Genomic DNA, 26,239 nt, shown 5'->3' with positions numbered 1-26,239 from the left:
TTCCTTTAAGCTTCCGCTTCGATTATTTTAAGATGGTTTCTGCTTTCTTTTGGAACACTTCCACTTCTTTGTCGACCGCTGCATCGCCACGGTACATTTTCTCGAAACTCTGTAAGTAGGTTTGTGATACTTTCTCCCACGATGAGATGAGAGGCATTGGTTGAGCAGCTTTCATTTGTTCACCAAACGTCTTAAGTTTCTCGTCATTTTGAAGTGTATCGTTTTTCCATGCTTCTTTTGTTGAAGGGAGCGACTTCGTCATCTCCATCCATGCTGTTTGTGTTTCTGGTTCACTCATATACGCGATGAATTTCGCTGCTTGATCTTTTTTAGAACTACTTTCAAAGATACTCAGGTTCGCTCCACCTAGGAATGAAATATTATTTTCTTTTTTTGGAAGAACTGCAGTCCCCCATTGTGATTCAATACCCGGCATCTGTTCATTAATCAGATTGATCATCCATGGTCCACTAATGAACATTGGAACATTCGGATCCTTTGCACCAAATGCTTGTACGATATCCATTCCTAAATCAATCGGAGCATACTTTTGTTTGAAATAACTCGTTAAATATTCAGCACTTTCAATGAATTCCGGCTGATTAAATAACGGTTTGTTATCTTGCGTCAATAAGTCCGATCCATTTTGGCGTGCAAACATGAAGTTCAACATTTGATCGTTCGTATCCAAAGTAATCCCGTACATATTTTCGCCTGGACGTTTCGCAAGCTTAGCTGAAGCATCCTCGAGTTCTTCCCATGTCTCTGGCGCTTTTTTATACCCGACATCAGATAACGCATCTTTGCGATAGTAGAGAACTCGAGTATCGGTATACCAAGGCGCACCATAAACGCCATCTTTTAATTCGACTGTTTCATAAGATCCCTCATAAAAATTATCTTTTGCAAGAGATGGGTATTTCTCCACATATTTTTTCATGTCTGAAAGAGCACCAGCTTCAACGAATTCTGGCATCCAAGATGTACCCATTTGAACGACATCTGGTCCGTTCTTCGAAGCGACTGCCGTTAACAATTTATCATGTGCCGTATCCCATGGTATCGCCTGAACCTTCACTTTGACACCTTTGTTTGCTTTTTCATATTCTTTTACGAGCTTCGGTAATGCCTTTCCTTCTTCACCCATTGCCCATACCGTTAATGCCTTGTCATCTTCTCCAGATCCTGATGAACAAGCTGCTAATGTTGATACCGACAATGCGCCGACCGCAAGTGCTAGTCCGAGTTTTTTCATGGTTCCATTCCTCCATCTCGTATTAATCGAAACGTTTCGATTGTTTTCTAAAAAAATAATGTTTATACAAAGGTTTTTCCTTAAAGCAACAGGTTAAACGTTTCTATAAACATTATAAGCATACATGTATGCGCTTACAACCTATTTTTTTTATTTCTTTTGGAGGACCGATCCTGCGACGATGAACTTTGAATCAATCTTCGCATTCGTTCGCTCTTGTTTATCAATCAATTGAAGTAAGGCGCGAGCAGCGGACTTTCCCCAATCTAACTTCGAATAACTGACGCTTGCGATTTTCGGTTGTGTATAATTCGTAACCTCAAGCTTATCAAATCCCGTCAGTGATATATCGAGACCAATCCGAAATGATGTATTTTGTAAGACATCGTATACGCCAAGAGCCATATCATCATTTAAACAAACGATGGCATCCCCATCTTTCAACTCTTCAAGGATTTCACTTGCAGCACGGATACCAGAACGTTTCGTAAATCCACCTTCCCATATACGAACCGCAACACCTGCTAAGTCTGCCTGTTCTAGGACAACAGCACGACGTTCGAAAGCATCATGGTTTTCTTCCGGTCCATCGACGAGATGAATACAGTGTGGTTTTGTAGCGATTATCGTTCGCATCGCTTGTTGCATACCCATCTCATTATCAAGTAGCACACAACTAATATTCGGATGATCCATGTTTCGATCAAGAATCGTCAGCGGATGTCCCCGATCAGCAAATCCAAGAATTTGTTCTTGGGTGAAACGATGACCTAAAATTATCCCGCCATCGACGATCCGTTCTGTCATGAGGCGATGGGATTCCGGTCCATTACAGACGATCAGCTCATATCCCGTTTCTGACAACTCATGATTAATTCCTTTTAATAATTCGCCGTAAAACGATCCTGAATAATCTCCTAGAAAGGCACCGATGATATGCGTCTTGCGAGTCTTCAGCGTTCTAGCAGCAGCATTTGGAATGTAATTCAACTCTTCCGCGATTTTCATTATACGTTGACGTGTTTTTTCCGTCACTTTCGTACTCCCATTCAACGCATAGGAAACGGTCGAAATCGAGACGCCTGCTGCCTTTGCAATATCCTTAATTCCTGTCATTTCACTTCACTTCCTTCTTCAAAAAGTATAGCATAGGACCGCCGCGTAAGGACCGAGTTCCTCTTCACAGTAGTCCCCTACACCTATTAATGTCTTACCCATCTTTATTCGATGTCGAATTGAGTGATTCGACAAATTAACTAAAATACGAAGGGACTGTTCGCCATGAATTCGATCAAATGCGATCATCGTCGATGGCGTCTCCTGCCACCTCATTTCTCCATCCAATAAGGCAGGCTCTGTCTTGCGTATCGAAAGTAAACGTCGATACACCTGAAGGAGACTATCATCATCCAGTTGTTGATCGTGGACGTTACGATCAGCATCAATCATTGCCTGTAACCAAGCTGATCCTGTCGAGAATCCCCCCTCTTTCGTCCACATCATCGGAAGACGTGCATGATCACGACCCTTCAGCTGAACGGACTGTATCGCTCCACCTTGCTGTAAATAACGGAGGGTTTCGATATCCTGGTAATCAGATTGCTGAATATTTCCGTTCGTCATCCCGATCTCGTCTCCTTGATAAATGAAAGGGGTTCCTCGTAATGTCAACTGGAGCAATGCCAGCATTTTTGCTGCTCTTATATCATCGTCGTACCATCTAGAGAGAACGCGAGGCTGATCATGATTGTTCCAAAATAAGCTATTCCAGCCGTCTTCTTTCATCTCATCTTGCCATTTTTTAATCGTCATTTTTAATTCTGCTGGATCAAACGATTGAAGGTGCCATTTACTTTTACCCGCCACCTCGTCAAGAGCGCACGTCTCAAAGTTAAACACCACATCAAGTAATCTCTCTTCTTGAAGTTGACGAATTTCGGATGGAGATAGACCTCCTGCTTCGCCGACTAAAAGAAGATTTGAACGATCAACTGGTGCCAACATCTCTCGTAATCCCTCCTGTACACGTTCGAAATTTAGCCAGCGGTGCGGATGAATTTGTTTTCCGATTAAATCGATGACATCAAAACGGAATCCACGAACTCCTTTTTCAATCCAAAACGATAGAATACGTGCAAATTCTTTTGCCACTATCGGCTGATTCCAATTAAGATCCGGTTGTTCCTTCGCAAAAGAGTGGAAATAGTATTGCTGACGTATACTCGAGTACGTCCAAGCAGAACCCCCAAAAAAAGATTCCACTTCTGTCGGTTCGTCACGCCAAATATACGTGTCTCCGTATGGACCGTCTGGATCATGTTCAGATGCGATGAACCATTTATGGCAGGATGAGGTATGATTCGCGACTATATCCATCATGATCGTGATATCATGCCGACTCGCTTCGTCAATCAGGGCTTCCATCTCGTCCATAGACCCGTAGAGGGGATCAATTGAAGTATAATCCGCTACGTCATACCCGTGATCATAACCAGGCGACGTGTACACTGGGCATAACCAAATCATGTCCACCCCTAACCTCTGCAGATAATCCAATCGTTTCCGAATACCGTTCAGATCTCCGACTCCGTCTCCATTCGTATCTTGAAAACTTTTCGGATATAGATGATAGACTACTTGATGCCGATGACTTTTTATCATGTCATTCACTCCATTTCTTATATGCTAAAGGACAGGACGACTTCCGCGAAGTCATCCTGTCCTACTTTAGAGCGGAAGCTCGATTTGCAGTTCGTTTCCACTTGGAAGTATCGTGTTTAACGCCTCACGTTGCAATAGATAACCACCTTGACGATAACGATTGGATTGATTTGAAAGATTGAGCAGTTCTCCATTCCATAAAATGCGTCTTTGTTCACCCCGTGTGATTCGAATACGACAAGGGATATCGAATAGGTCCATCTGGATAGTTCCGGTTATGACTGGATCAAGAACTAGTCCATCTGAACGCTCTCGAATCCCTAAGACGTTCGTCATTAATTGATTCAGCCAAATACCTGGTCCACTCGAGTAAATTCGCCATCCCCCTTTAACCGGAATCTTACCTTCTTTCAATTCGTTCCAACGTTCTTGCGCTTCGTAACGCGTCGTAAACGCAGCATCCGAGCTACTGAAATACGCATTTCTCTGACGGTGGACTGCTTTCGGCACTTTTAGATCCACAGGATTAATGACGTCAAATGCTTCCGTTATGCTCTTTTCATCAGCTCCGATTTTCGCCAGTGCTTCAATGTAACGAATATGGGCATGCACGTACTGCAGCCCAATTTCACGACCGACATTAGCAGCTTGTTCTGCCCGCATGAAATGACGACTCACACCACCACGATATTGTGCTGGTCGATCCATCAAACGCACACCATCCGGGAACTTTAAATGTTCTTCAATGATCTTTAAGTTTTGCATAGCTTGTTCTGGTGTAACGAGTTCTCCGATGATACTACGGGTCAGCGGTAACAATCGATATTTCATTGGTAGTCCATCATCTGTGGGATGAATCATCGGATGATATCCATCTTCTTCGACTCGTAAAAATCCAGGGATGACCCCGTCCAGAATCATGTCTGACTGGAAGGATTGTTCGATGGTAGTAGCTAGTTCCGCTAATCGCATGCTTAATGACGATTGTGGTAACTCGTTTGCTAACGTACGGAATGTTTGAAATGTCAACGCTACCGTCCAAGTACTGATTAATTTTTTCTTTAACGCATCATCTGCTGGTTGTAACGTATCGTCCCAATCTCCTCCGCCGTATGCGGAAAAGACACTGTTCGGTACGAAATCCTTTTCAATCCGTGCACACGCTCGTTCCACATGATGCATGAGCGATTGTTTTAGTGTTTCCTGACCGGTCTCGGTTCGATATGGAAGCAGTTCATCGAGACATGCCCAATCGTGTGTTCGCTGAAGATAATCTGCGCATGCCTTCAGTGGCCAGACAATCACATCACCATGGCTATCCTCCTGCTGGATACCAGCATATTCATCAAACATGAACCATTGTGGCCAATGTCCTGCCTCGAATTGATGTGAAAAAATCTGAAGCAGTAATGCGCGAGCTTCTTCAAAATGACCGAACGCCAGTAAAAATTCCATCGGACCTTGCGATACGTCGCGTGTTCCCCATGCAGCACCACCGTATTGCTCTAAGCCGTGCGGTGATTGGTAATGAATCCGCATGTTTTGGATGTACCAGTCTACTTGAAACTGTAGAGCATTCGCGTCCTGCCAGACGTCTTCAAATTTGAGGTTTTTTCGATAAGCAGCCTTCCATTGATTGAAGGACTTCCGTTCTTCGTCAGCATTGAATTCACACTGCATTCCTGCACCCATTCTCATAACAAGATGATCGGTCGCTCCGACAGATAACCATACCAAATCGTCTACGATTGGCTGAGTTAACCATTCAGATGTGGAGCCCGTTGAAAAAGGCTGATCCATTTCAAGCGTGTATGTCAAATCAGGTAGAATACGTTTGCTCAATGATTCTTTAGTTGCCGTAAAATGAAGGCGTGCTCCTACCCGTTCCATTTGAAACGGCACATCATATTCTTGTGTGTGCATCGTCACTTGCTGACTGATTTTCATCGCACGCGGATATCGCGTCTTAACCGTCGTCTCAAGCACAGGTCGCTCAGCACCAATTGACGTGCGGACTTCAATCGTCTCGTCATCTAAGAAGTAGTACCAGATTACTTCGTTCCATCCCATTTCAAAAATCGAAGGTAACGCTAATAATTGATAGGCTTCCTTTTGCTCGATGTATATGCGTTGCCCAGATGTTTTAGGGATGTTCAAAGGATTTCTGACGTTCGACATCCACTTGTTGTAATTCGTATTCCCATATACGATGTGCGAATTAAAGACACCATTCATATGGACTGTTGTCGCCAATTTCTTTTCTGTTGGCGCTAAACTTCCCGCATTTAATAAGATGCTTGCATGACTACGTTCAACAAGAAGTTCCTTTTCTTTTAGAACAACATGATGACCATTAGGTGTAAAGAAGGACAACAACTGTGTTCCTTCCCATTCTTCAAGCAACCGTTCCGGATACAAACCGTCGAGTTGTTGTTTCGTCGCTGTATTCCCGACAATCGTCTTTGGTGTTTGTAAAAAAGCCGTACGGTGATGTCCCTTCCGTTCCTCCTCACGCTCATATAAAGGTATAAATTGATCAATCGATTGTTCATCAAGTGCTTCTTCCATCGAAGGAATGAACCGTAGCTCAAATTGGAAAGATAGCTCTCCAGCTGATTCTTTGACAGCTGTTCGAATCGTCGGTAATGCGAACTCATACTGATTTATTCGAGAGGGTAAGTGTGCATTTAATCCCTCTGCTACATTCGTTTGCCGAAATGACGCACCATACACATCGAAACCATCCGTCGCAAACTCTTCGATTCGATCATGCGAAAGAATCGCAACGCTCGGAAAGCCTGTCGACTGTCGCTGGTTTTGTCGAGCCAATATCCCATGTTCGATCGCGACGTAGTCAATGTACTGTGCCATATATGCTTCATTCGTACGTACACCGGCTTCGTCAGCCAGTCCTAAATCCTGTGTATAGGTTACGTCAAATTCTCCTTCCCCAATGAGTGAGACTTTAAAATGCATTCCAGTCGTGTGAAGACTTGCGACGACCTCGTATCCGAATGTTTCGTAGTCACCTTTCCAGCTGATCGTACGCTCAGATATTGCTAGTTTACTAGGCGAATGGATACCAAGTAACGGTAAGGCCACACTGGAACCATGACGAACATATACATTCATCAAGGATTCATCAAACGGATGATGAATCAATTGATTGATCATGATACCTTGGTAACGGATTTGACGAATGTCGCCGCCTTCAGTCAGTGTCACACTAAATTCATCGTGTCGTAGATGTGGAATGGTCGTTAATGTGTTCATCAAATTGCCCCTTTTCAACAGTCTGTTTCAACCAAAATTTTTCATGTAATGCACATGTACTATCCGTACCAACATAGAGAATGAATTCACCAGCATCCGCTTTAACCGAACCGTCCGGATGTTGATACATCAACATCGAAGCATCGATACGGAATGTCACTTCTCGACTGGAACCGGCTTTCACAAGAACGCGTTCATATCCTTTTAATTGACGTAAGGGACGTGACACATCAGCAACCGGGTCTTGCACATACCATTGAACGATTTCTTCCGCATCTAATGTGCCTTCGTTCGTAACAATAACGGATGCTTCCCATGCAGTTCCCTCCGGCTGCTCATATAGCCTTAACTGCGTATAGTTAAAATGGCTATAACTTAATCCAAAACCAAATGGAAATAACGCTTCATTTGGAGCGTCCAGGTATTTGCTTGTATAGCGTGGATCAGCGCCTTCGATCGTCATTGGTCGACCCGTCGGTAAGGCATCGTAACGTAATGGCAACTGACCGACATGATACGGAAATGAAATCGTTAGTTTTCCAGAAGGAATCACATGACCATACAGTAAACGGTGAATCGCTCGTCCTGACTCTGTTCCCGGATACCATGCTTCAAGCACTGCATCGGAATGATTAACGACATCTCTAAGATCGAGTGGTCGCCCGTTGAATAGCACGGTCACGATCGGTTTTCCAAGTGTCGCAAGTTTTGCCAATCCATCGCGTTGTGTTTTCGGCAAACGGATATCCGTTCGACTTCCAGCTTCTCCACTCATCCAAGACGCTTCACCTAAAGCTATAAGAATCACATCTGCTTGCGCCGCTACTTCCATCGCCCAATCCCAGTCAATTTCCGTATCAATCGTTGATCCTTCTGCAATAACATAATCAATGTTCGCTTCATCAAACGCCTCTCGAATGGAAACCGCTTCTTCACGTTTTCCGTTGCCTGCCCATGGACCAAGTACGTCCGTTGAAGCAGCAAACGGTCCAATCAACGCGATCCGCTGATCGTCTGCTAATGGCAGCACTTGATCATTTTTCAGTAAGACACAACTTTTTTCAGCTAAACGCCGTGCCGTATTCCGATGACCTTCAGATAAGTGGACTCTTTTCTCAAGTTCGGGATCAATGCCACGATAAGGATCTTCAAACAACCCAAGATCTTGCTTTAACATAAGTATTCTGCGTACTGCTTCGTCTAATAAGTCCATCGAAACGACTTGATCATCGATCTGTTGTTCCAAATGATTTAAGTAAGCACCTGACATCATATCGATATCGACGCCCGCTTTGATTCCTTTTTCTCCAGCTTCAGCAAGAGAACCCGCGACACCATGCTGGATTAATTCCTTAATAGAAGACCAATCCGAAATCGTGACCCCGTCAAACTCCCACTCTTTTCGAAGAATTTGGCGTAACAGATACGTACTAGCTGTTGCGGGAACACCATCAACGACGTTGAAGCTTGTCATGATGAGTCGGGCACCCGCTTCGATTGCCCGTAGATAAGCCGGTAAATAAAACTCTCGTAATTCACGATCCGACATATCAACCGTATTGTAATCACGACCACCTTCAGCGGCACCGTAAGCCGCAAAATGCTTGACGCAAGCTGCTAAAGAATCAGCTTGTTTTAAATCCTTTGATTGATAACCACGTACGAAGGCTGCCGCATATTCTCCATTGAGCCAAACATCCTCACCTGTCGATTCCATGACACGCCCCCAGCGCGCATCACGTACAAGATCCACCATTGGCGAAAAAGTAACATGCAGTCCCGAAGCTGTTGCTTCGATAGCAGATTGACGTGCCATCATTTCCACTTCGTCACTATCCCACATAGAAGCAAGCGCCAACGGAACTGGATAAATCGTTCGATGACCATGAACGATATCCGCCATGAACAATAGTGGAATTCCTAATCGATTATGTTTTAAATAATTTTGCTGAATGCGAAATGCCTGTTCTGCTTGATGAATTCCGATGACAGATCCTAATTCATAACGGTTATACTCTGTCAGACCACTTTCCTCCATTAGTTGAGCCACTGGTCCAGTCACAGTATCAGATGTCTGTGGATCATAGACAGAAGGAAGAATTTGAACGAGCTGTCCGATTTTTTCCTGTAGCGTCATTTGCTGTAGTAAAGCTTCAACGTTCATCTATCAGCACCTCTTATCCCTTAAATTTATCGAAACGTTTCACTTGTTAATCAAAATTATAAGCGCTTTCATAAAAATCTTCAACCTTTCTTTCGAAACGTTTCGATAAAATGAATAAAAGTAAGAACTCTTCCTTTTCAGAAAAGAGTTCTTACTTTGTTTAGATTCTTTATGACCAAATATAAATGCCATATACGACACCAACAGACGCTACAAGCGTCGTACCGATTGACACCAGCATCATCGTTAATCCGATTCCTGTTAATCGAACAGTTCGGGCTAACGCGAGACTAAATGAGAGCACTGCACCACTTGTAGATATAAGCGCCCCTCCGAATAACAACGTAGGATTAATCCATGACTCTCCGATGACAATCCATGTGTAAGTGATACCAGCAAAAAGAACGGTCATGATGAGCCATTGTCTCGCTGACACGTTTTTCAACATATTGATTCCTCCTAATTTGCTTCTACCTACTTGTTCGCCCTTTCCCACTAGATTCCTGTTACGAAAAAATCGTGCCTCCTGTTATACGGAGACACGATTCCTTTATGATGCTACTTGCCATTTCTCTTTTAATTGCTCCATCTCTTCTTGACCTTCGTGCGATTGCATCCACAGATTGAATACATCAACAACGTCCCCTTCCGACTCTCGGACGAGGTAGCTCTTCTCCGCCGGAATCCATTTTTCTTGAATTCTTGGTGCCGCGAGTCGTTTGTCGAGCGCTTCATAATGAATCGCCTCGACCGTATCGGTGATCATGACATCGACTTCGCCCGATGCGACCGCATGCGGGATGTCGAGATTTTGTTCATACATAACGATGTTCGCCTTCGTGAACGTCTTACGGACGAACTGTTCATTCGTTCCCCCTGGATTTAGACCAATCGTCACGTCTGGACGATTGATTTGTTCGATCGAAGCAAGACGCTTAGCATCTTCTTTACGGACGAGCGGTGTCTTTTGAAACGACAGATAACTCGACGTGAAGTCGCCGATGATCTCGCGCTCGATGTTTTTCGTCACACCCCCGACGACCATATCGAATTTCCCGCTAGCAAGATCAGCAGACAGCGTCGGCCATGTCGTCGGAACGAACTCGACATCGATGCCGGTCGTCTTCGCGAAAGAACGGATCACTTCGATATCGAACCCTTCGTACTCGTTCGTCTTCCGGTTCAAGTAGGTGAATGGTTTATAGTCCCCGGTCGTTCCGACGACGATTTTTTTCGTCGCAAAGACGTTCTTCGCTTGTACACGTCGTGGTTGCTCCGTTTGCCATAGCGTCAGTAAGCTTGCAAACAAGACTCCACCTCCGACGACGATCCATCCCCATTTACTCATGTGCTCCCACTCCTTTCGCTCCGACCGTCTCACGTGTCGAGACGATGTTCCATTTTTTCTTCAATTTTTGAACTTGTTCTTGCCCCTCTGCACTTTCAATCCAGACCCGGAAAACGTCTCCAAGCTGTTTTTGGTCCGGTTTCATCAAATACGCCATCTCGGCTGGTTCCCATGCCTCTGTCAGTTTCGGCACCGCAAGATCGAGTTCTGTCGCGTAATGCAACGCCTCGATGTCGTCCGTCACCATGACATCGACTTGTCCGCTTTGGACGGCTTTTGGAATGTCCAAGTTGTTTTCAAAGACGGTCACATCTGCCTTCGGAAAATGCTTCTTCACGAACGCTTCGTTCGTTCCGCCCGGATTGACACCGATTTTGACTGCTGGATCATTGATTGCAGCGAGCGAATTCAAGCGTTCGACATCTTTCTTCTTTACGAGCGGTGCTTTTTGAAAGGAGAAATACGACGATGTAAAGTCTCCGACGACCTCGCGCTCGACTTTCTTCGTGATGCCACCGACAGCGATATCAAACTTTCCTGATTTCGTATCCTCCGATAATGTCGGCCATGTCGTCTTGACGAACGTCACATCAAGATTTGCTGCTTTGGCGAACGCTTGGATGACATCGATATCAAAGCCTTGATAACGATTCCGGTCCTCGTTCCAGTATGTAAAGGGCTTATAATCCCCCGTCGTTCCGACGACCAGCTTGTGGTCTTCGAAGATGTCATGTGCTTCGGCATCCGTCTGTTGATTCCAGATCATCCAAGCGGCAACGCCTGTCAAAACAAGTCCTGCCAGTAGCCATGGTTTTTTTCTCATCGTATCTCTCCTTTCTGTTTCGTCGTTGCCCATTCACCGAATATTGCTACAATTTAACCTAAATGATTTTCGGTGTGGGTAATAGTCATTATCCTACCACACTTACACGTGATTTCAAGATAATTTGACGATTTTATGCATAAAAGCATTAAAAAGATGTTTTGATGACGGTTACAGTTCTACAAGTCGTCTCTCTTTACAGAAACCCCTCGTCTTTTCCATACTGAAACAGAATCATCAAATCGTGAAATGGAGGAATGGAACATGAGTCAGATTTTCATCATTGGTGCAAATGGTAAAGTAGGTCGTCACGCTGCTCGCTTACTGCAGGATTCGGAGCACGATGTCAAAGTAGGATTACGTTCCAAGGACCAGTTCAGTGATTTTGAGAAATTAGGTCATACCCCGGTCCATCTCGATCTTGAAGCGGACGTCGCGACGATCACTGATGCATTACAAGGATCAGATGTCGTCATCTTTACGGCAGGATCCGGCGGTCACACAGGAGCGGACAAGACGATGCTGATCGATTTCGACGGTGCTGTCAAAGCGATTGAAGCAGCGGAAGCAATCAATGCAAAACAGTTCATCATGGTCAGTGCCTTGAATGCCGATTCGCCGGAAACATGGTCCGACAGCATGAAGCCGTATTACATTGCAAAACGCTACGCGGATCGTGTCCTGAAGGAATCGTCACTCAACTACACGATTCTTCGCCCAGGCGGACTATCAGATGAAGCCGGCACAGGAAACGTCACGACGGATCCGTCCGAACAAGCAACTAAAAAGATTCCGCGCGAGGATGTCGCACGCGTCATTCTGGCAGCAATCGGTCATGACAAGGCGTCGAAGCAAGTCGTCACACTACTCGAAGGTGACACACCGATCAACGAGTTATTCTAATACAAAAGCTCACGTCTCGATTTCCGAGACGTGAGCTTTTTTTGACCAAATGAATCATTCGTATAATTGGCGATACATCACGAGCATCGTCTCACCAATGACGGGTAACGACGCCGTAATGTCGATCCAGCGCTGGCTATCTTGATCAAAATACAGCCCTTCCGTACGCATCTTCTCTTTTGTGTTGATCTCATCGAACTCGAGAAACATATCCAGCTCATCATCCGCGTTCTGAAAGTCGTCCCACGGTCTGGGACCAAAATAAAAGAGTAGTCCTTCCGCATCGTATCCAGCAAGCTCGTTCAATGCCCATTCCAAATGCGCTTCAGACTTGGCAGATGTCCTGACGGAGTCGGCTAGTGTTTGATGAATTCCAAATCCGTTTCCACTAATCAAGTGACGTTGCTGATCCCATTCCCAGATGTTTTTCCAGCGTTGCATGAAAATGCTAAACCGATATGCTTGTGTTACTTCGTCCCGTTCTCGCACGTCATATGACCAGGAAATCTTCTCTCCACTGATCCACATACTTACGTGAAAGTTTCCCTCACGCGCTTCATCATCTTGTAAAGAAGACCAATCTGATTGCTGTTGCTCTAGATACGTGAACAACGGAAGTCGGTCTCCCGCTTTTTCTTCAAATTCAAATTCAAATCGCTCGATACGGTTCAAAACATCTTCCCCCCTGCCTCACTCAATCACAAAGTCGATTCCAATCGGTCCTTCAACCGGAATCTCGTGAAGCAACTCATACTTTTGATTCGTAATGAGCAGTTTCCCTTTATCCGGGTGTTCAGGATCAAATTCGATGAAGTATGATTTTTTCGTCTTGGGATGAATATATAAGTACTTGTACCATTTGTCTGCTTTCCAAAATTTCGGTTTGATTTTCTGGACCGAGAACGATTGACCGAACGACCATTTGACTAGGATATGGCGGTCCCGATTTTGATTATCATGAGAAAATTGTTGAACGACTTGAATCCCTTGTGTTGCATCAATCATTCGAATCGGATCGGTACTATCAAAATTCGTATTCTGAAGAAACGGATAATATTGCTCGGTTTGTTCACCTGCCTCATTGATCCGAATCATCCAGCCATCCGTACTAGCGAAGTATGCCGTATCATCTTTTCCATAAAGTGCTGAGTATGCATATGGTTCATCTCTTTTCCGATATACGACTGGTTTTTCAGTCCGCTTATCCAAAAAAATCATCGCTGCTTTTTCTTCTTGTTCATGATCGCTACCAATACTGGCATACGCTAAATGATGCTTTAATTCAATCATCATCGAGTTTCCTGGTTCGAATCGCGCAGGCGTCTCATAGTTTTCTTTCGTATCAAAATTAGAAAAGGTGTGCGAGAATCCTGTTCCTTGAGACGAGCGCTGCGTCCCGGTTTTATATGAATTCAACGTCTTGAACCATGTATTCGGACCAAAGTGTTTGATCGATTCCATCATGGGATCGTGTTTGAAATACGTCACATTATGTTGAACAAACCGTCGTTTCGTAAAATCGAATGTATGGAAGTGATTCGGATATCCTGCGGAAGAGGCATACAGCAAATTCGGTGTACTCAGTTTTTGCACAAGCGTCATGTTCGTGATTGCAGGATCATGGACCTGACGTTCGTTTAAAACCTGTCCTTTCATGTTGATCGTGACAATCGAACTGTAAGCAAGTTCAGGATCATTCGTTTTACCTTGCCCCTGTCCTGGATAGACCAACATCACGGTGTCTTGTTGAGCACTAAAATCGATGGCTGTAATCGAAGAACGTGGTAGAATTTTTGCGTTTGCGCGATCCTGTTGCACTTTCATCCAGGTTGCTAAAAGGATACTTCCACTGACAAAAAACACTAGACTAAAAAAGATACGCTTTTTACGGATAGACTTATCCATTCGATTCATGACCCCTTAACTTGTTGATTTAAACAATTACTTCTATCTAGTTATACACTGTTAGATCGATGTAATACGTCTTTCTTACAACACTGTTAGACGAATTGACTAACTTTACAACATCCTCCTGAACTCTAACCACCAAAAAAATTCCTCACGTTTCATTTAGAGACGTGAGGAATTTTGAAATCAGGTTGTATGCGTTTAATCCTGCTCCGCAATGGCACGCAATCCACGTAACGTTTGAATTTTACGTTCGTGGCGTTGCATCACGAATGAGAGACCCGTCACGATCGCGAGGTTGAACCAAATCATCGTGTCGGTAATCGGATTAAACAAATTAATGAGTACTGCAATGATGTTCACGAAAAAAACGACTTTATAGAGTTGCAAAATCCGGTGTTCGTGATGGATCTGTGAATCAAAGTCCGAGTACAAATGAAATGGTTCATCCGAGGTCCGTTTTCTTAAGAAGACCCAGCGGAACGATGTATCCACGACTTCGATGCCCATCTCTTCCAAAAACGCAAAGTAATCCTGCGACTTCGGATGCTTTGGCATGTTTTCTAACAACTCAATTCGATACGTGTACATACCAGGTTCACCTTTGATGAATACATAACGTCCGAGTCGAAACTGCTGTAAGTACCAGCCGTTGTTTGCCATCTCGTTTAACCACACTTCTTCTTTCGCATAATCAGCGTAAAAGCGATAGACCGTTTTACTGCTCACCTTGATCCACTCCCATCGTTTCTTGTCCATGTCGCACGAGTTCTTTTAATCGATCTAGCTCTACCTGTAATCTCTCCCGCCCCTGATTCGTCATGATGTACTCTTTCTTTCGCCCTGCTTCTTGCTCGATCGCTTCAATCCACCCTTTATCGACCAGACTGCTGAGTGCGCCGTACAACGTACCAGCAGCTAACTTGACCCGGTTGTTGCTCAATTCCTGGACGAATTGCATGATGCCATAGCCATGACGGGGTTGTTGAAGTGAAAGTAAAATATAATAGACGGCTTCTGTTAATGCTGTCTCCTGGACTGTTCGCGCCATTTTCCCACTTCCTTACTACGTCTTCCGTTATATCGTCTCCCGATACACTAAAAATATCCTATTTTTAACGATTTGACAACAAAAAAACGTGATGATTCCTAAGTAAATAGGATCATCACGCTATATTGTTCGATTTTATGAAAAGCATTTTTTGATATGTTGATAGTTCTTGTTGCCACCTGATAAGTTGCATACATCCGTAAATCCAAGGTTTTTCAAGACGTTTTGCGCAGCATTCCCCGTCACGCCTTTGTTGCAGTAGACGATCGTCGGTAACGTCGGATCCAATTCCTTCGCGCGTATCCGCAGTTCACCAAGCGGGATATGAATCGCTCCATCAACATGATTTTTTTCGAATTGTGCTTTCGAGCGTGTATCGATGATTTGGAACGACTTCCCACTCGCGACTTGGTCAATCAATTCATTCGGTGTCATCAAACGTGCTGTTTTTTTGATAGCATTATCGAGTGCCATTCCCGTGTAGAGAACGGGATCCTTCGTCGTCGCGAACGGTGGCGCGTAAGCTAAATCGAGATGGAACAAGTCTTCCGCTTTCGCTTTAAAGGTAATCGCTGTCGCTAGGACATCAATCCGTTTATCGACACCTTGTGGACCCACGATCTGCGCTCCAAGAACTCGTCCTGTTGCCCGATCCGCGATTGCTTTGATCGTCATCTCTTTCCCACCCATGTATTCCGGGCGATCTGGTTTAATGTTATGCAGTACTTCAATGTCATACCCTGATTCACGTGCTTCTTTTTCCGTCAAACCCGTTTGAGCGACAGTCAAATCGAACGCCTTAAAGATTCCTGTTCCTAAAATACCACGGTGCTCCGCTCCTTCTCCGGTAATGACCATACCGGCAATCCGTCCCATCTTGTTCGCTGTTGAACCAAGTGGACGATAAAGTGCTTCACCCGTTATGACGGAGAAACTCTCTGCGACATCGCCGACTGCGTAGACATCGGCTACATTCGTCTGCATGTGACGGTTGACTGCAATCGCTCCTGTTTTACCAAGCTCTACGCCGATCTGCTTCGCAAGACCCGTGTTCGGCTTGACGCCAACCGATAAAATGACGAGATCCGTCTCGATCGTTTTTCCACTCTCAAGCGCGACCTCAGAAATACGTTCTTCTCCGTTGAACGCTGTCACGGATTCGCCAAGCAAGAGGGTTACCCCTTTATCTTTCAAATGATCCGCTACGCGTTCTGCCATATCGCGATCAAGTGGCGGCATGACTTGCGGCAAGCGTTCGACGAGCGTGACTTGAATGCCCCGATACGTCAATTGCTCTGCCATCTCGAGTCCGATGAATCCTCCGCCGACGATCGTTGCCGTTTTCGGATCATGGGCATCAATATAGGACCGGATCGCGTCGGCATTGCGGACATTTCGAACCGTAAAGACATTCTCATGCTCAACGCCTGGAAGCGGTGGAACGATACTTGAAGCACCGGTTGCCAGCACTAACGTGTCATACGTGTCCGTGAAACGATCCCCTGTCAAAAGATTCACGATTGTCGCCATTTTTGTCGCATGATCAATCGATTCGACTTCGTGTTGTGTATGAATATCAATGTTATACCGTTTTTTAAAGAAAGCGGCATCGCGTGGTGTCAACTCATCGATATCAGCGATCTCCCCACCAACGAAGTAAGGAATCCCACACCCCGAATACGAGATGTCCTGATCACGGTCATAAATCGTGATTTCTAGCTCTTCATTGTTGCGTCGTGCTTTTGCTCCAACCGATGTTCCCGCAGCAACCGAACCAATAATCATTAATTTCATCTTTCGTTCCTCCTTAAAAATCAATAAAGTATCAAGCTGATATACAAGCCAAGCAATGTGATGGCAAGTGTCGGGATCGTCAGAATCGTCCCGATCTTAAAGTATTGACCCCAACCAATCTTCACGCCTTTCGTCCGAAGCACGTGTAACCAAAGTAATGTCGCTAAACTACCAATCGGCGTGATCTTCGGTCCTAAATCGGATCCGATGACGTTCGCATAGATGAGCGCCTCTCGAATCGTTCCAGTCGCCTGGCTCAAATCGATCGCAAGGGCATCGATCATGACGGTCGGCATGTTATTCATGATGGACGACAAGATGGCAGCCAAGAAGCCCATACCAAATGTCGCGGCTGCTAAATTCGTCGCAAAGCCATCAATGATGTCAGCGAGCACTTGTGTCAATCCTGCATTTTGAAGTCCGTAGACGACGATGTACATTCCAAGTGAGAAGAAGACGATCGCCCACGGTGCACCACCGATGACCTTTTTCGTCGGTACGCTCGGTGAACGGCGTGCCATCAATAAGAAGAACAAGGCGATGATTCCAGCGACAAGACTGACTGGAATGCCGATGACGTCACTCGTAAAGTATCCGACGACAAGCAAGATGAGGACGAACCAAGATAACTTGAACATCCGTTGATCCTTGATCGCTGTCGCGGGTGCGACGAGTTGAGCTACATCGTAATTCTTTGGGATACTCTTTCGGAAATAGAGATACAAGACAATCAGACTGCCTACGACAGAAAAGAGATTGACGAATACCATCCGTGACGCATACTCCGTAAACCCGATGTTAAAGAAGTCTGCTGAGACGATGTTGACGAGGTTCGAGACGACGAACGGTAAACTGGCCGTATCGGCAATGAATCCGGAAGCGAATACGTAGGCTAACACGACATAATCCGGAAGTTTCAAGTGACGAACCATCGCGAGGACGATTGGTGTCAGGATCAAGGCTGCCCCATCGTTCGCGAATAAAGCCGCAACGACAGCACCGAGCAATGTCATGTATACGAATAGTTTGACACCACTACCTCGTGCGATGCGCGCCATGTGGAGTGCCGCCCATTCGAAGAATCCGATCTCATCAAGAATCAATGAGATGATGATCAGGGCGATGAACGTAAAGGTGGCATTCCAGATGATGCCCCAGACAGTTGAAACATCATCGAGGTTGACGACTCCCGTCAATAGCGCAACGAGCGCCATTCCTATTGCGGAGTAACCGATGCCGAGTCCTTTCGGTTGTTTAATGATTAAGAATAAGGTGATCAGAAAAATTCCGATCGCTAGTAAATGTGTACCGGTCAATGCGTTCACTTCATTTCTGTATTAAATTTCGAGTGGTTCTGTTAACGATTCGCCAATCTTGAACGTGTCATCAAGAATGGAATATCGTCTCGATTCCAATGCCTTGCTCGTGCTAATCCATTTCATCCACGGTGTGTGTCCTTAGCAACTTCTGTCCGGGATGTCCGGAGTGTCCATTTCTTCTAAAATCGTCAATAACAACTTGTGTTGCGGGTGATCTGGATTGATTCGAAAATAAATCCATTGTCGTTCACGTCGTTCCAAGATGAGATGGGACTGACGCAATAATTTTAGATGACGACTGACTGCAGGTTGCGAAATATCAAACATTTCGACGAAATCACAGACACAATGTTCCCGAACGTGTAGTCTTCGCAAAATTTCAAGACGTGTTCCATCGCTCAGTAGCTTTAAGAACTGACTCATCTCTTCTACCCGTTTTGCTGTCTCGATCACTGGAGAGTCCTCCTTTCTCTTAAACGTATAATCCATGCCTGATACAGGAGCGAATTTATCTTTTTCGCTTTTCACATAACCATATTATTATATAACCTTTTTGTTATGCAATGATTTTTTCATAAATCTATCTTAAATAAAAAAATCGCCATCCCATTCGATGACGATTCTTCTTATATTCTTCATGCAACAACACGTTGTGCTTGTCGTTGCTCCCTCCAACTCAGCACTAAGCACGTTATGATAAAACTACCGAAACAAAGCAGGGATAAATGCAACACTTGCGTACCGATGGATCCATTCATGAATAACAATCGACTGAATCCAGCCACGGCATTCGGAACAGGTAAGAACGTTCCGAGGGATTGATAAAACGGTGCCAGCATCTTCGCCGGCACGATGTTTCCGGCAGTCATCAACTGGAACGGAATCAACGCAACATTGACGAGTGGAGCAATCGGTCCAAATATCGCAAAGTTCATCTGCGTGACGGCGATACAGGTCGCGACGACAAGGAGCTCGAACGCCCACAGTTTGATGAATGGTGTCGTGATGTCCGTTAACACATGTGCCATGGAAACGAGCAGTAATGGAACGACCAAAAGAACGATCCCGTGCAACAGTTGGCGACTCCAAAATAGTGACCAGATCGAATGACGCTTACTTAAGATCGTGCTGACGAGATTGAATTGAATCCCCATCGTCATCGTCGCGATATAGATGACGAACCCGAGGACGAGTGGCAGCATCGACAAGGCAAAATCTGAGACGGCATGCTCCGTGACGACCGACGTCGTGAACGCCGGCTCACCATTCAACTGTTTGCCGATCGTTTCCGTTGCCCGCTCGAGAATCGCATTCGCAAATTCGGCATTCGTCTGGCTGACGTGTGCCGTTAGTTGACGCGTTGTATCATCCTTTTGTAGGACGAGATCGACTTCATTGGCATCGAGTGCTTCCAACCCTTTCGCTTCGGTCGGAACTGCTTGGACCGTGAACGGTGCTTCCTTTAGTGATGTGACGAACGGGTCGTTCACTTCGCCAACGACACCGACGTTCAATTGATCGAGCCGTTCCGTCGTTCCTTCGTAACCAGTCATCCAGACGACGAGGAACAAGAGCGGGACGACGATCGCGAAGACGAGCCCCACTTTCGTTTGTGTCATTGACCAGACATCTTTCCATGCTTTCATATTACAATCTCCTTTTATATGCATTACTTATAATATCATGTGCAACTATATGTCCGAAGGAAAACCATTCACGTCACATTCCGGTGAATGGTCTCAAGTGTTTCCTTTAATTGCTCGATTTGCTCTCGCGATAGTCCACGGAACGCTTCGAGTTGTAGCTGATCGAGCTCTGGCCCGAGGCGATCGACGATGTCGCGTCCTTCTCGTGTCATCAAGAGCAGAACCGCTCGTCGGTCCCGGGGGTCCGGCGTCCGAACGATTAGTTCTTTTTTACCGAGCTTATCCAGAATCTTACCGATCGTCGTTTGATCACGTTCTGTCACGAATGCCAGCTGCTTTTGCGAAACACCATCTTGTTTAGCGAGTTCGCTCAGGACAGAAAACTGCTCTGGTGTCAGACCGAACGCTTCCATCCGTTTAGCAGCAGCACGTTTGAACGCATAATAACTACGGGATAATTGCATTCCAAGCGACCATTCCGATTCTTTCATCCCATCATCTCCATATAGTTGCACTACTTATTATTTATTCACTATACCTGAAGTAGAACAAGTCCGTCAACGGTCTCATTTTGCCTGGCGTTGACGAATCCTATCGATATGCGCTTGTTGCGTGGCACGATCGACTTGTGAATGAACCCCGAGTTTCCCTGCAATCGTATCGACTTGACTTGGTGTCAATGGCTTTCCTGTTGCGAGTTGCTCGATCGTCTTACGTAAGACGTTTCGTTTCAAGACACGGACATGCGCTGAATCGACGGTGATTTTTTTGAGTTCACAGCGTTCGCTGAAAACGATCAAGGAGTGAAAGAGCGCAGGATCCGTTCCTTCTAAGAAGCGTTGCATGCTTTTGAGATGCCCTTCATTTTGTTTGATCGGATTATAAAACCGTTGTTTGAAGCGATTCTGGAACTGCTGCGTCCACTGACGGTCTTGCTCGCGTCCGAAAATCCACCCGCTGTAGTTTTTCGATTCGAGTACATAGATGCCACTTTCATGAATGAACGTCACATCAATCTCCGTCGTTCCTTCTCCACGCGCACGTGGTAAGTATGTATTAAAGACATAAGTGCCGTATCCGGAAACTTGATCGAGTTGACGTGTCGTCAAGTACTCACCCCATTTTCCTTTATCACGAACGATCCGCAAAAACGGTTCGCGCGTTAAACGATAATAACGACTACTGTAATACGAACTGCGCTTTACAAAGAAAAACAGACCAAACGTTCCGAAGAAGAACAGCACCATGATCAGTCCGATTTGAATCAAGAATGGTAAAAATGTCACTAACACATTGTCCACTAGATTTATCTCCTTTCCATATTAACCCTTTATTTTCCACTATATCAGCATAATCAATTTCCACCTTATTTTCCACTATTTGTTATGGAGACTATCCTATGGTACGGTGAAACAAAGGAAGGTGTTCACTATGGATTCTGTCGTCACGTTCGCACCACTGATCGTCTTTTTCTTCATCTGGATGTCCTTATCACAAAAAGCGGGCGAAGCGAAACGCCGCCAACAAACGATTCTGAAGAAGCTACAACGGATCGAGGAGCACCTCGGTCTGAATGAGGTGTCACTAGAAGAAGCAGCTTTACAAGTCGAATTAGTTCAGTTGCTTCATGAAGGAAAGACGGTTGAAGCTGTCAAACGCGTTCGAGAGACTCTCGGATCGTCTTTGCTCGAGGCAAAACAATACGTCGATCAACTGAAAAGCGAGCACGGAATATGATCAAAAAGACCATCGGCGATATATGCTGAATGGTCTTTTTATTACTTACTTTTTACGCAATCTTTTTCAAATGATTGAATCCTTAGTTCCTCAAGGGAAGAAGTGAGACATATCAAAATCTCTTAAAAACGATTCTTAGAAAATACATAATCAAGATGTCGAAACGATTTCTTTTACTTTCACACTAATCTTCGTGATGAACTCCTCTTCCTCTAGAGACGCAATGGAATGAAGTAGATACTCCTCATACACATCTCCGTCTATTTCAAAGTTTTGCTTTACTAATGAATCCATAAGCTGTGTATAAGCCGTATCGATATTGTCAAAAGTCCCTTTGAAATAGAGGACAGCGTATAATCCGGTCGGTTTTTTCTTTGAATGACTTGTTTCTATGCGACAAAACAAATGATGTAGATCACCTTCCTCCTGCAAGAATTTCTCTTTCTCATAAACGATTCCATGTGCAGCTGTACTTTTCACACCAAGTTTTTTTAAAAATACACTAGAGTGCTGATACAACTCTTCCATAGACAAGGACCAATCTAGTTTTTCCTCACTCAGTACAATCGATTCTTCAGCTAACTTTTTAAAATGCACTTCTCCGAACGAAATCCCTTGCATTTCATCTGTCAGTTCTACGACACGATGTAAAAAAAGCTGAATATCCTGCAATTTTTTTACTTCAAGCGCGACTTGTTCACTTTGTTTTAATGCCAGTTGTCGTAACGACGGTATCGTCGGTGTTTCAAAATATGTTTTTAATTCTTTAATCGGTACTTCTACTTGTCGTAATGAATGGATCGCCATAAATTGATCAAATTGCTCAAACGTATAGTAGCGATACCCGTTCGGATGAGTACCAGCCGGTTTAAATAAATTGATTTTATCGTAATACAAAAGTGTGTCTTTGTTGATATCAAGAAGTTTTGCAAATTCACCGGTTGTAAATTTTTTTTGCAAATAATTTTTCATCTTTCCTTTTTTGCCCCCTTTACCCTGGAGTGACTCCATAGTTTATGCTCTTTTTGTGAGAGTAACATATACCTGCACAAACGACCATCGTGTACTCTGACTAAAAATTATTTTGAATGAGTCGCTTAGGGATTCACATCCGCTCATTTATATCAGGAAAGGAAGACCTCATATTATGCCGAAATCTGCTATCCCCGTAATCTTAACGATTAGTAACTTCGTCTGTGGAACGTTGTCTATCTTTGCCGTACTCGAGGAGAACTTTAGTGCAGCAATTGGATTTATTTTATTCGGGTTATTGTTTGATCTGTTTGACGGTAGGATCGCTAGAAAACTAGGAACTGTATCCGAATTCGGAAAAGAACTCGATTCTTTTTCAGATTTAGTAACGTTCGGAATTGCTCCAGCGCTTTTTACTTATCATGTTTTACTAAGTGATTTTGGACAAATCGGTCTTTTCCTCGCTGTGTCATACAATGTCTGTGCATTACTTCGCTTAGCACGATTTAATACGACGCAAAGTGAGTTACCGACTTTTATTGGGTTACCCGTACCAGCTGCTGCTGTCAGTCTACTCATATCTACGATTTTCCTATCACCTATGTTCGTCGCCGTAATCATGTGCCTGCTTTCTTATTTAATGATCAGTCATGTGAAGATTCCACATGCTAAAAAAATCAGCACAGAAAAAGAACAAACAATATGATGGCTTTATTTGAAGCTATGATTACAGACTATGGATATGTCGCTATTTTTCTCGTACTGGCCTTAGGTCTATTCAGCCTTCCGATTCCAGATGAATTGATGATTTTATTCGTTGGTTATTTCACAAAAATTGGTTTTCTTCGTTATGATTTAACGTTTGTCGTCGTATGTATTGGGTCATTCGTCGGAATGATATTTAGTTATTTCATTGGACAACGAGCAGGTCGTCCTTTACTTGATTGGCTGGGACGTTGGATGAGCGCTCCTCGAAAATGGAGTAGTAAAGCTGAAACGTGGATTGGGAAGTATGGAGCAGTAGCGCTTGTCGTGAGTTATTTCGTACCGGGAATGCGTCATTTCGCTGGTTACTTCTGCGGGATGTCGCATATGTCGATAAAAACGTATTCGTTCTATACCAGTATTAGTATTGGCATATGGAGTTTAATATTTTTAACCATTGGACGCTTTTTTTAATTTTTTAGGATGAGGTGAAAACAACATGGATTCAAAAATTGAGCTATTACCCGTAACAACAGAAGACTTACCAAAATTTAAAAAGGCATTACAAGATGCCTTTATGAAAGGTTGGCAAGATAGCTGTCAATATGAAGACTTAACAGAAATGGGACCTATTCCTTCAGAGGAAGACATACAGCATTCGTTGTGTGCGAAGGGCGCTACTATTCTTCATATCGTCCTAGATGGTGAAATAGTCGGAGGTGTGGTGCTACGGATTGATGAAAAAACACAGCATAATGAAGTCGATTTTATATATATAAGTGCAGATGGAAAAGGGATTGGCATGAAAGCATGGAAAGCAATTGAAGCCACCTTTCCACAAACAAAAGTATGGGAGTTGCATACCCCATACTTTGAAAAACGTAATATTCATTTCTATGTGAATAAGTGCGGTTTCCACATCGTCGAATTCAATCATAAAGGGAACCCTGGCCCGAATGTAGAGGGCGAAGTGCCCACGTCCGATGAAGAATACGAATTCTTTCGTTTTGAAAAAGTAATGTCATCCTCAAAAACAAATTAACGATAAAAAAAACAGACGACGGATTCTCCGTCGTCTGTTGCTGTTAATCCCGTGCCGCAAGACGGTACAGGAGATCGAGTAATTCGATATAGAGCCAGATGATCGTCACGATCAATCCGAATGCTGCAACCCACTCCATCGATTTCGGAGCACCCGCACGAACTTGTTGCGAGATAAAATCGAAGTCCATCACGAGTGACAGGGATGCCACGATGACGATGACGAACTGAATACCAATCGCAAGCGGTGAGCTACCTGTCATGAATGGGAGGTCGACACCAAATAACGAGAGAATCAAGTTGACTGCATACAAGACGAAGATCGAGAGAATCGCTGCTGTTACCGCAGAACGGAAACGTTGCGTCACTTTTATCATGCCTGTCGAGTAGACGAACCACATCGCGAACGCAACGACGAAAGTCGCAACCACTGCTTTTCCGACGATACCTGGGTACATGCTTTCAAAGACGAGCGACAATGCTCCGACGGCGACACCTTCTGCCAACGCATATACCGGTGAAAGGACCGGTGCTGTTGCTGGTTTGAATGTGATGATCAAGGCAAGAATCAGACCGATGACGAATCCACCGATTAATGCCGGGAATAGGAACGCTTGGTTTTCTGCGAGGAAGAACCAACTTCCCCCTGCTGCTGCCGTGACGAGAGCGAGCATCAAGAAAATCTTGCTCATCGTCCCGCTTTTTGTCATTGGTCGTTCTCCGACACGTGCCGTATCGAATCCGCGACGCAATGCCGGGTTTACTTTAAAACGTGAAGCCATTGCTTTCACTCCTTTTTATGATTCTGTTTTCTACTACGAAGGTTTCCCGAAAAAGTTTCAAAATAACCATTGATCGAGCGCTTTTAATTGCAACATGACGACTGGGATCGAGGCTTTGGCATCGATGCGGTAAGATTTCGCTTGTCCGATCAGACCGGACGTGACGAAATCGGCACTTTCTAACGCTTCGCCAATCGGTCCAAACGCGTCACTATCGATTTGACGATGTCGGTAATGAATGAATCGTTCCGTCGTTCCTTCTTTGACTTTACAACCATCCTCGACGTCCGGACGATTCAACCCGTATTCCGCGTAATGCCAGACGGTCGTCGTATCCCAAGGAGAACCGATATGCAGAATTTGACCGTCCGCCTCGATGAAGCGTTCAATCGGTGAACCGGGACCGAAGCCATTTTCTAATGTATGATCGGCAACGAATGTCGCCGCATCTTTCCCCCAGGCGGTCACGGACCACATCGGATGGTTGCTTCGAACGACACCCGGATACGTCCGGAAGACTTCCGGGACGCGACCGATGCCGCGTGTAACCGTTTTTGCCGGTTCATATGCCGGCATTTCCCGGCGGATCGTTTCCCACCATTCTTCAGGCACAGCCGGTTGGCTCCAGTTCTTCGGATCCGAATTATCGGTACTTTGCGCCGGCATCATGATTAACCCTTCCGTCGTGACGACTTCCTGTAAGGCCTCAATCAATGCTTGTACACCGCCGGGAATCCAGCCGATTTGTTTGAGAGACGAATGGACGAACAGCTTCATGCCGGGAGCCACACCTAATTCGCGTAACGCCTCTTTGATTTGTGATTTCGTGACCATGTTTCGTGTTTCCATCGATCTTA

26 protein-coding genes are annotated in these 26,239 nt (G+C 44.7%); 5 read left to right on the top strand and 21 right to left on the bottom strand.

Annotated elements, in window-relative coordinates; genetic code table 11:
- Positions 1-22: 22 nt before the first annotated feature.
- The 8 genes from KNQ08_RS02835 to KNQ08_RS02800 form a co-directional block, all read right to left on the bottom strand.
- A complete protein-coding gene (locus tag KNQ08_RS02835; protein WP_214804575.1) occupies positions 23-1,255 on the bottom strand; it encodes a sugar ABC transporter substrate-binding protein in 1,233 nt (410 codons plus the stop codon).
- Positions 1,256-1,405: 150 nt separating this feature from the next.
- On the bottom strand, positions 1,406-2,371 hold the full coding sequence (locus KNQ08_RS02830) for a LacI family DNA-binding transcriptional regulator (RefSeq protein ID WP_214769419.1): 966 nt from the start codon (positions 2,369-2,371) through the stop codon (positions 1,406-1,408).
- An 18-nt stretch (positions 2,372-2,389) separates the two neighbouring features.
- Positions 2,390-3,916 carry a glycoside hydrolase family 13 protein gene (locus KNQ08_RS02825; RefSeq protein WP_149427116.1) on the bottom strand — a complete coding sequence of 509 codons (1,527 nt, stop codon included), beginning with the start codon at positions 3,914-3,916 and terminating at the stop codon, positions 2,390-2,392.
- Between the two features lie 66 nt (positions 3,917-3,982).
- The gene (locus tag KNQ08_RS02820; protein WP_214804573.1) at positions 3,983-7,189 is read right to left on the bottom strand and encodes a GH36-type glycosyl hydrolase domain-containing protein; all 3,207 of its coding nucleotides are present in this window, start codon (positions 7,187-7,189) and stop codon (positions 3,983-3,985) included.
- Positions 7,149-9,353, bottom strand: a complete 2,205-nt coding sequence (locus KNQ08_RS02815) for a glycoside hydrolase family 3 N-terminal domain-containing protein (protein ID WP_214804571.1) — start codon at positions 9,351-9,353, stop codon at positions 7,149-7,151. Before KNQ08_RS02815 ends, KNQ08_RS02820 begins: the two co-directional genes overlap by 41 nt.
- A 169-nt stretch (positions 9,354-9,522) precedes the next feature.
- Entirely contained in the window at positions 9,523-9,801 is a 279-nt protein-coding gene (locus KNQ08_RS02810) for a hypothetical protein (protein WP_214804570.1), read from the bottom strand.
- A 102-nt stretch (positions 9,802-9,903) separates the two neighbouring features.
- Positions 9,904-10,701, bottom strand: coding sequence for a transporter substrate-binding domain-containing protein (locus KNQ08_RS02805; protein ID WP_029341356.1), 798 nt, complete (start codon positions 10,699-10,701; stop codon positions 9,904-9,906).
- Positions 10,694-11,524 (bottom strand): transporter substrate-binding domain-containing protein, encoded by an 831-nt coding sequence (locus KNQ08_RS02800; RefSeq protein WP_214804569.1) that lies wholly within the window; start codon positions 11,522-11,524, stop codon positions 10,694-10,696. The genes KNQ08_RS02805 and KNQ08_RS02800 overlap by 8 nt, the downstream gene beginning before the upstream one ends.
- A gap of 264 nt (positions 11,525-11,788) precedes the next feature.
- Between KNQ08_RS02800 and KNQ08_RS02795 the strand changes: the two genes are divergently transcribed.
- Complete coding sequence (locus KNQ08_RS02795) at positions 11,789-12,427, top strand: SDR family oxidoreductase (RefSeq protein ID WP_055967350.1); 639 nt, start codon at positions 11,789-11,791, stop codon at positions 12,425-12,427.
- Between the two features lie 54 nt (positions 12,428-12,481).
- On the opposite strand, the gene KNQ08_RS02790 is transcribed toward KNQ08_RS02795, so the two are convergent.
- The 10 genes from KNQ08_RS02790 to KNQ08_RS02745 form a co-directional block, all read right to left on the bottom strand.
- The gene (locus tag KNQ08_RS02790) at positions 12,482-13,099 is read right to left on the bottom strand and encodes a hypothetical protein (protein WP_214804568.1); all 618 of its coding nucleotides are present in this window, start codon (positions 13,097-13,099) and stop codon (positions 12,482-12,484) included.
- Positions 13,100-13,117: 18 nt separating this feature from the next.
- Complete coding sequence (locus KNQ08_RS02785) at positions 13,118-14,251, bottom strand: hypothetical protein (RefSeq protein WP_214804567.1); 1,134 nt, start codon at positions 14,249-14,251, stop codon at positions 13,118-13,120.
- 285 nt (positions 14,252-14,536) lie between these two features.
- The gene (locus KNQ08_RS02780) at positions 14,537-15,064 is read right to left on the bottom strand and encodes a DUF2812 domain-containing protein (RefSeq protein ID WP_214804566.1); all 528 of its coding nucleotides are present in this window, start codon (positions 15,062-15,064) and stop codon (positions 14,537-14,539) included.
- Entirely contained in the window at positions 15,054-15,386 is a 333-nt protein-coding gene (locus KNQ08_RS02775) for a PadR family transcriptional regulator (RefSeq protein ID WP_035397993.1), read from the bottom strand. Before KNQ08_RS02775 ends, KNQ08_RS02780 begins: the two co-directional genes overlap by 11 nt.
- Positions 15,387-15,521: 135 nt before the next feature.
- Positions 15,522-17,180 (bottom strand): FAD-dependent oxidoreductase, encoded by a 1,659-nt coding sequence (locus tag KNQ08_RS02770; RefSeq protein ID WP_214804565.1) that lies wholly within the window; start codon positions 17,178-17,180, stop codon positions 15,522-15,524.
- 20 nt (positions 17,181-17,200) lie between these two features.
- Positions 17,201-18,505, bottom strand: coding sequence for an arsenic transporter (locus KNQ08_RS02765; protein ID WP_214804564.1), 1,305 nt, complete (start codon positions 18,503-18,505; stop codon positions 17,201-17,203).
- Between the two features lie 132 nt (positions 18,506-18,637).
- Positions 18,638-18,952, bottom strand: coding sequence for an ArsR/SmtB family transcription factor (locus KNQ08_RS02760; RefSeq protein WP_029341347.1), 315 nt, complete (start codon positions 18,950-18,952; stop codon positions 18,638-18,640).
- Positions 18,953-19,134: 182 nt separating this feature from the next.
- Positions 19,135-20,145 (bottom strand): ABC-2 transporter permease, encoded by a 1,011-nt coding sequence (locus tag KNQ08_RS02755; RefSeq protein WP_214804563.1) that lies wholly within the window; start codon positions 20,143-20,145, stop codon positions 19,135-19,137.
- A 68-nt stretch (positions 20,146-20,213) separates the two neighbouring features.
- Positions 20,214-20,636 carry a MarR family winged helix-turn-helix transcriptional regulator gene (locus tag KNQ08_RS02750; protein ID WP_050677025.1) on the bottom strand — a complete coding sequence of 141 codons (423 nt, stop codon included), beginning with the start codon at positions 20,634-20,636 and terminating at the stop codon, positions 20,214-20,216.
- Positions 20,637-20,711: 75 nt separating this feature from the next.
- On the bottom strand, positions 20,712-21,446 hold the full coding sequence (locus KNQ08_RS02745; protein WP_214804561.1) for a nuclease-related domain-containing protein: 735 nt from the start codon (positions 21,444-21,446) through the stop codon (positions 20,712-20,714).
- Between the two features lie 130 nt (positions 21,447-21,576).
- On the opposite strand from KNQ08_RS02745, the gene KNQ08_RS02740 reads away from it, so the two are divergent.
- Positions 21,577-21,882 (top strand): hypothetical protein, encoded by a 306-nt coding sequence (locus KNQ08_RS02740; protein ID WP_214805775.1) that lies wholly within the window; start codon positions 21,577-21,579, stop codon positions 21,880-21,882.
- A gap of 150 nt (positions 21,883-22,032) precedes the next feature.
- On the opposite strand, the gene KNQ08_RS02735 is transcribed toward KNQ08_RS02740, so the two are convergent.
- Positions 22,033-22,893, bottom strand: a complete 861-nt coding sequence (locus KNQ08_RS02735) for a MerR family transcriptional regulator (RefSeq protein ID WP_251133602.1) — start codon at positions 22,891-22,893, stop codon at positions 22,033-22,035.
- Between the two features lie 136 nt (positions 22,894-23,029).
- Between KNQ08_RS02735 and pssA the strand changes: the two genes are divergently transcribed.
- Genes pssA through KNQ08_RS02720 form a run of 3 tightly spaced genes read left to right on the top strand, consistent with a single transcriptional unit; the run spans position 23,030 to position 24,601 of the window.
- Complete coding sequence (gene pssA / locus KNQ08_RS02730; protein WP_214804559.1) at positions 23,030-23,560, top strand: CDP-diacylglycerol--serine O-phosphatidyltransferase; 531 nt, start codon at positions 23,030-23,032, stop codon at positions 23,558-23,560.
- The gene (locus KNQ08_RS02725) at positions 23,557-24,033 is read left to right on the top strand and encodes a DedA family protein (protein WP_251133601.1); all 477 of its coding nucleotides are present in this window, start codon (positions 23,557-23,559) and stop codon (positions 24,031-24,033) included. Before pssA ends, KNQ08_RS02725 begins: the two co-directional genes overlap by 4 nt.
- Before the next feature lie 25 nt (positions 24,034-24,058).
- Positions 24,059-24,601, top strand: a complete 543-nt coding sequence (locus tag KNQ08_RS02720) for a GNAT family N-acetyltransferase (RefSeq protein WP_214804557.1) — start codon at positions 24,059-24,061, stop codon at positions 24,599-24,601.
- 43 nt (positions 24,602-24,644) lie between these two features.
- On the opposite strand, the gene KNQ08_RS02715 is transcribed toward KNQ08_RS02720, so the two are convergent.
- Positions 24,645-25,382 carry a Bax inhibitor-1/YccA family protein gene (locus KNQ08_RS02715; RefSeq protein ID WP_214724661.1) on the bottom strand — a complete coding sequence of 246 codons (738 nt, stop codon included), beginning with the start codon at positions 25,380-25,382 and terminating at the stop codon, positions 24,645-24,647.
- Positions 25,383-25,439: 57 nt separating this feature from the next.
- On the bottom strand, positions 25,440-26,231 hold the full coding sequence (locus tag KNQ08_RS02710; protein WP_214804555.1) for an AAC(3) family N-acetyltransferase: 792 nt from the start codon (positions 26,229-26,231) through the stop codon (positions 25,440-25,442).
- Positions 26,232-26,239 lie beyond the last annotated feature (8 nt).

It is taken from the genome of Exiguobacterium sp. s46 (assembly GCF_018618875.1).
Classification (GTDB): Bacteria; Bacillota; Bacilli; order Exiguobacteriales; family Exiguobacteriaceae; genus Exiguobacterium_A; species Exiguobacterium_A abrahamii.
This window is presented reverse-complemented; position numbering and strand designations above follow the sequence as displayed.

What these genes read in the sequence shown, in the direction of transcription:
- KNQ08_RS02835 (WP_214804575.1), bottom strand. Translation starts at nt 1,255, where the DNA reads ATGAAAAAACTCGGACTAGCACTTGCGGTCGGCGCATTGTCGGTATCA.
- KNQ08_RS02810 (WP_214804570.1), bottom strand. Translation starts at nt 9,801, where the DNA reads ATGTTGAAAAACGTGTCAGCGAGACAATGGCTCATCATGACCGTTCTT.
- KNQ08_RS02775 (WP_035397993.1), bottom strand. Translation starts at nt 15,386, where the DNA reads ATGGCGCGAACAGTCCAGGAGACAGCATTAACAGAAGCCGTCTATTAT.
- KNQ08_RS02710 (WP_214804555.1), bottom strand. Translation starts at nt 26,231, where the DNA reads ATGGAAACACGAAACATGGTCACGAAATCACAAATCAAAGAGGCGTTA.
- KNQ08_RS02820 (WP_214804573.1), bottom strand. Translation starts at nt 7,189, where the DNA reads ATGAACACATTAACGACCATTCCACATCTACGACACGATGAATTTAGT.
- KNQ08_RS02825 (WP_149427116.1), bottom strand. Translation starts at nt 3,916, where the DNA reads ATGATAAAAAGTCATCGGCATCAAGTAGTCTATCATCTATATCCGAAA.
- KNQ08_RS02815 (WP_214804571.1), bottom strand. Translation starts at nt 9,353, where the DNA reads ATGAACGTTGAAGCTTTACTACAGCAAATGACGCTACAGGAAAAAATC.
- KNQ08_RS02830 (WP_214769419.1), bottom strand. Translation starts at nt 2,371, where the DNA reads ATGACAGGAATTAAGGATATTGCAAAGGCAGCAGGCGTCTCGATTTCG.
- KNQ08_RS02750 (WP_050677025.1), bottom strand. Translation starts at nt 20,636, where the DNA reads ATGAAAGAATCGGAATGGTCGCTTGGAATGCAATTATCCCGTAGTTAT.
- KNQ08_RS02800 (WP_214804569.1), bottom strand. Translation starts at nt 11,524, where the DNA reads ATGAGAAAAAAACCATGGCTACTGGCAGGACTTGTTTTGACAGGCGTT.
- KNQ08_RS02740 (WP_214805775.1), top strand. Translation starts at nt 21,577, where the DNA reads ATGGATTCTGTCGTCACGTTCGCACCACTGATCGTCTTTTTCTTCATC.
- KNQ08_RS02785 (WP_214804567.1), bottom strand. Translation starts at nt 14,251, where the DNA reads ATGAAAGTGCAACAGGATCGCGCAAACGCAAAAATTCTACCACGTTCT.
- KNQ08_RS02725 (WP_251133601.1), top strand. Translation starts at nt 23,557, where the DNA reads ATGATGGCTTTATTTGAAGCTATGATTACAGACTATGGATATGTCGCT.
- KNQ08_RS02795 (WP_055967350.1), top strand. Translation starts at nt 11,789, where the DNA reads ATGAGTCAGATTTTCATCATTGGTGCAAATGGTAAAGTAGGTCGTCAC.
- KNQ08_RS02805 (WP_029341356.1), bottom strand. Translation starts at nt 10,701, where the DNA reads ATGAGTAAATGGGGATGGATCGTCGTCGGAGGTGGAGTCTTGTTTGCA.
- KNQ08_RS02755 (WP_214804563.1), bottom strand. Translation starts at nt 20,145, where the DNA reads ATGAAAGCATGGAAAGATGTCTGGTCAATGACACAAACGAAAGTGGGG.
- KNQ08_RS02715 (WP_214724661.1), bottom strand. Translation starts at nt 25,382, where the DNA reads ATGGCTTCACGTTTTAAAGTAAACCCGGCATTGCGTCGCGGATTCGAT.
- KNQ08_RS02720 (WP_214804557.1), top strand. Translation starts at nt 24,059, where the DNA reads ATGGATTCAAAAATTGAGCTATTACCCGTAACAACAGAAGACTTACCA.
- KNQ08_RS02770 (WP_214804565.1), bottom strand. Translation starts at nt 17,180, where the DNA reads ATGAAATTAATGATTATTGGTTCGGTTGCTGCGGGAACATCGGTTGGA.
- KNQ08_RS02735 (WP_251133602.1), bottom strand. Translation starts at nt 22,893, where the DNA reads ATGGAGTCACTCCAGGGTAAAGGGGGCAAAAAAGGAAAGATGAAAAAT.
- pssA (WP_214804559.1), top strand. Translation starts at nt 23,030, where the DNA reads ATGCCGAAATCTGCTATCCCCGTAATCTTAACGATTAGTAACTTCGTC.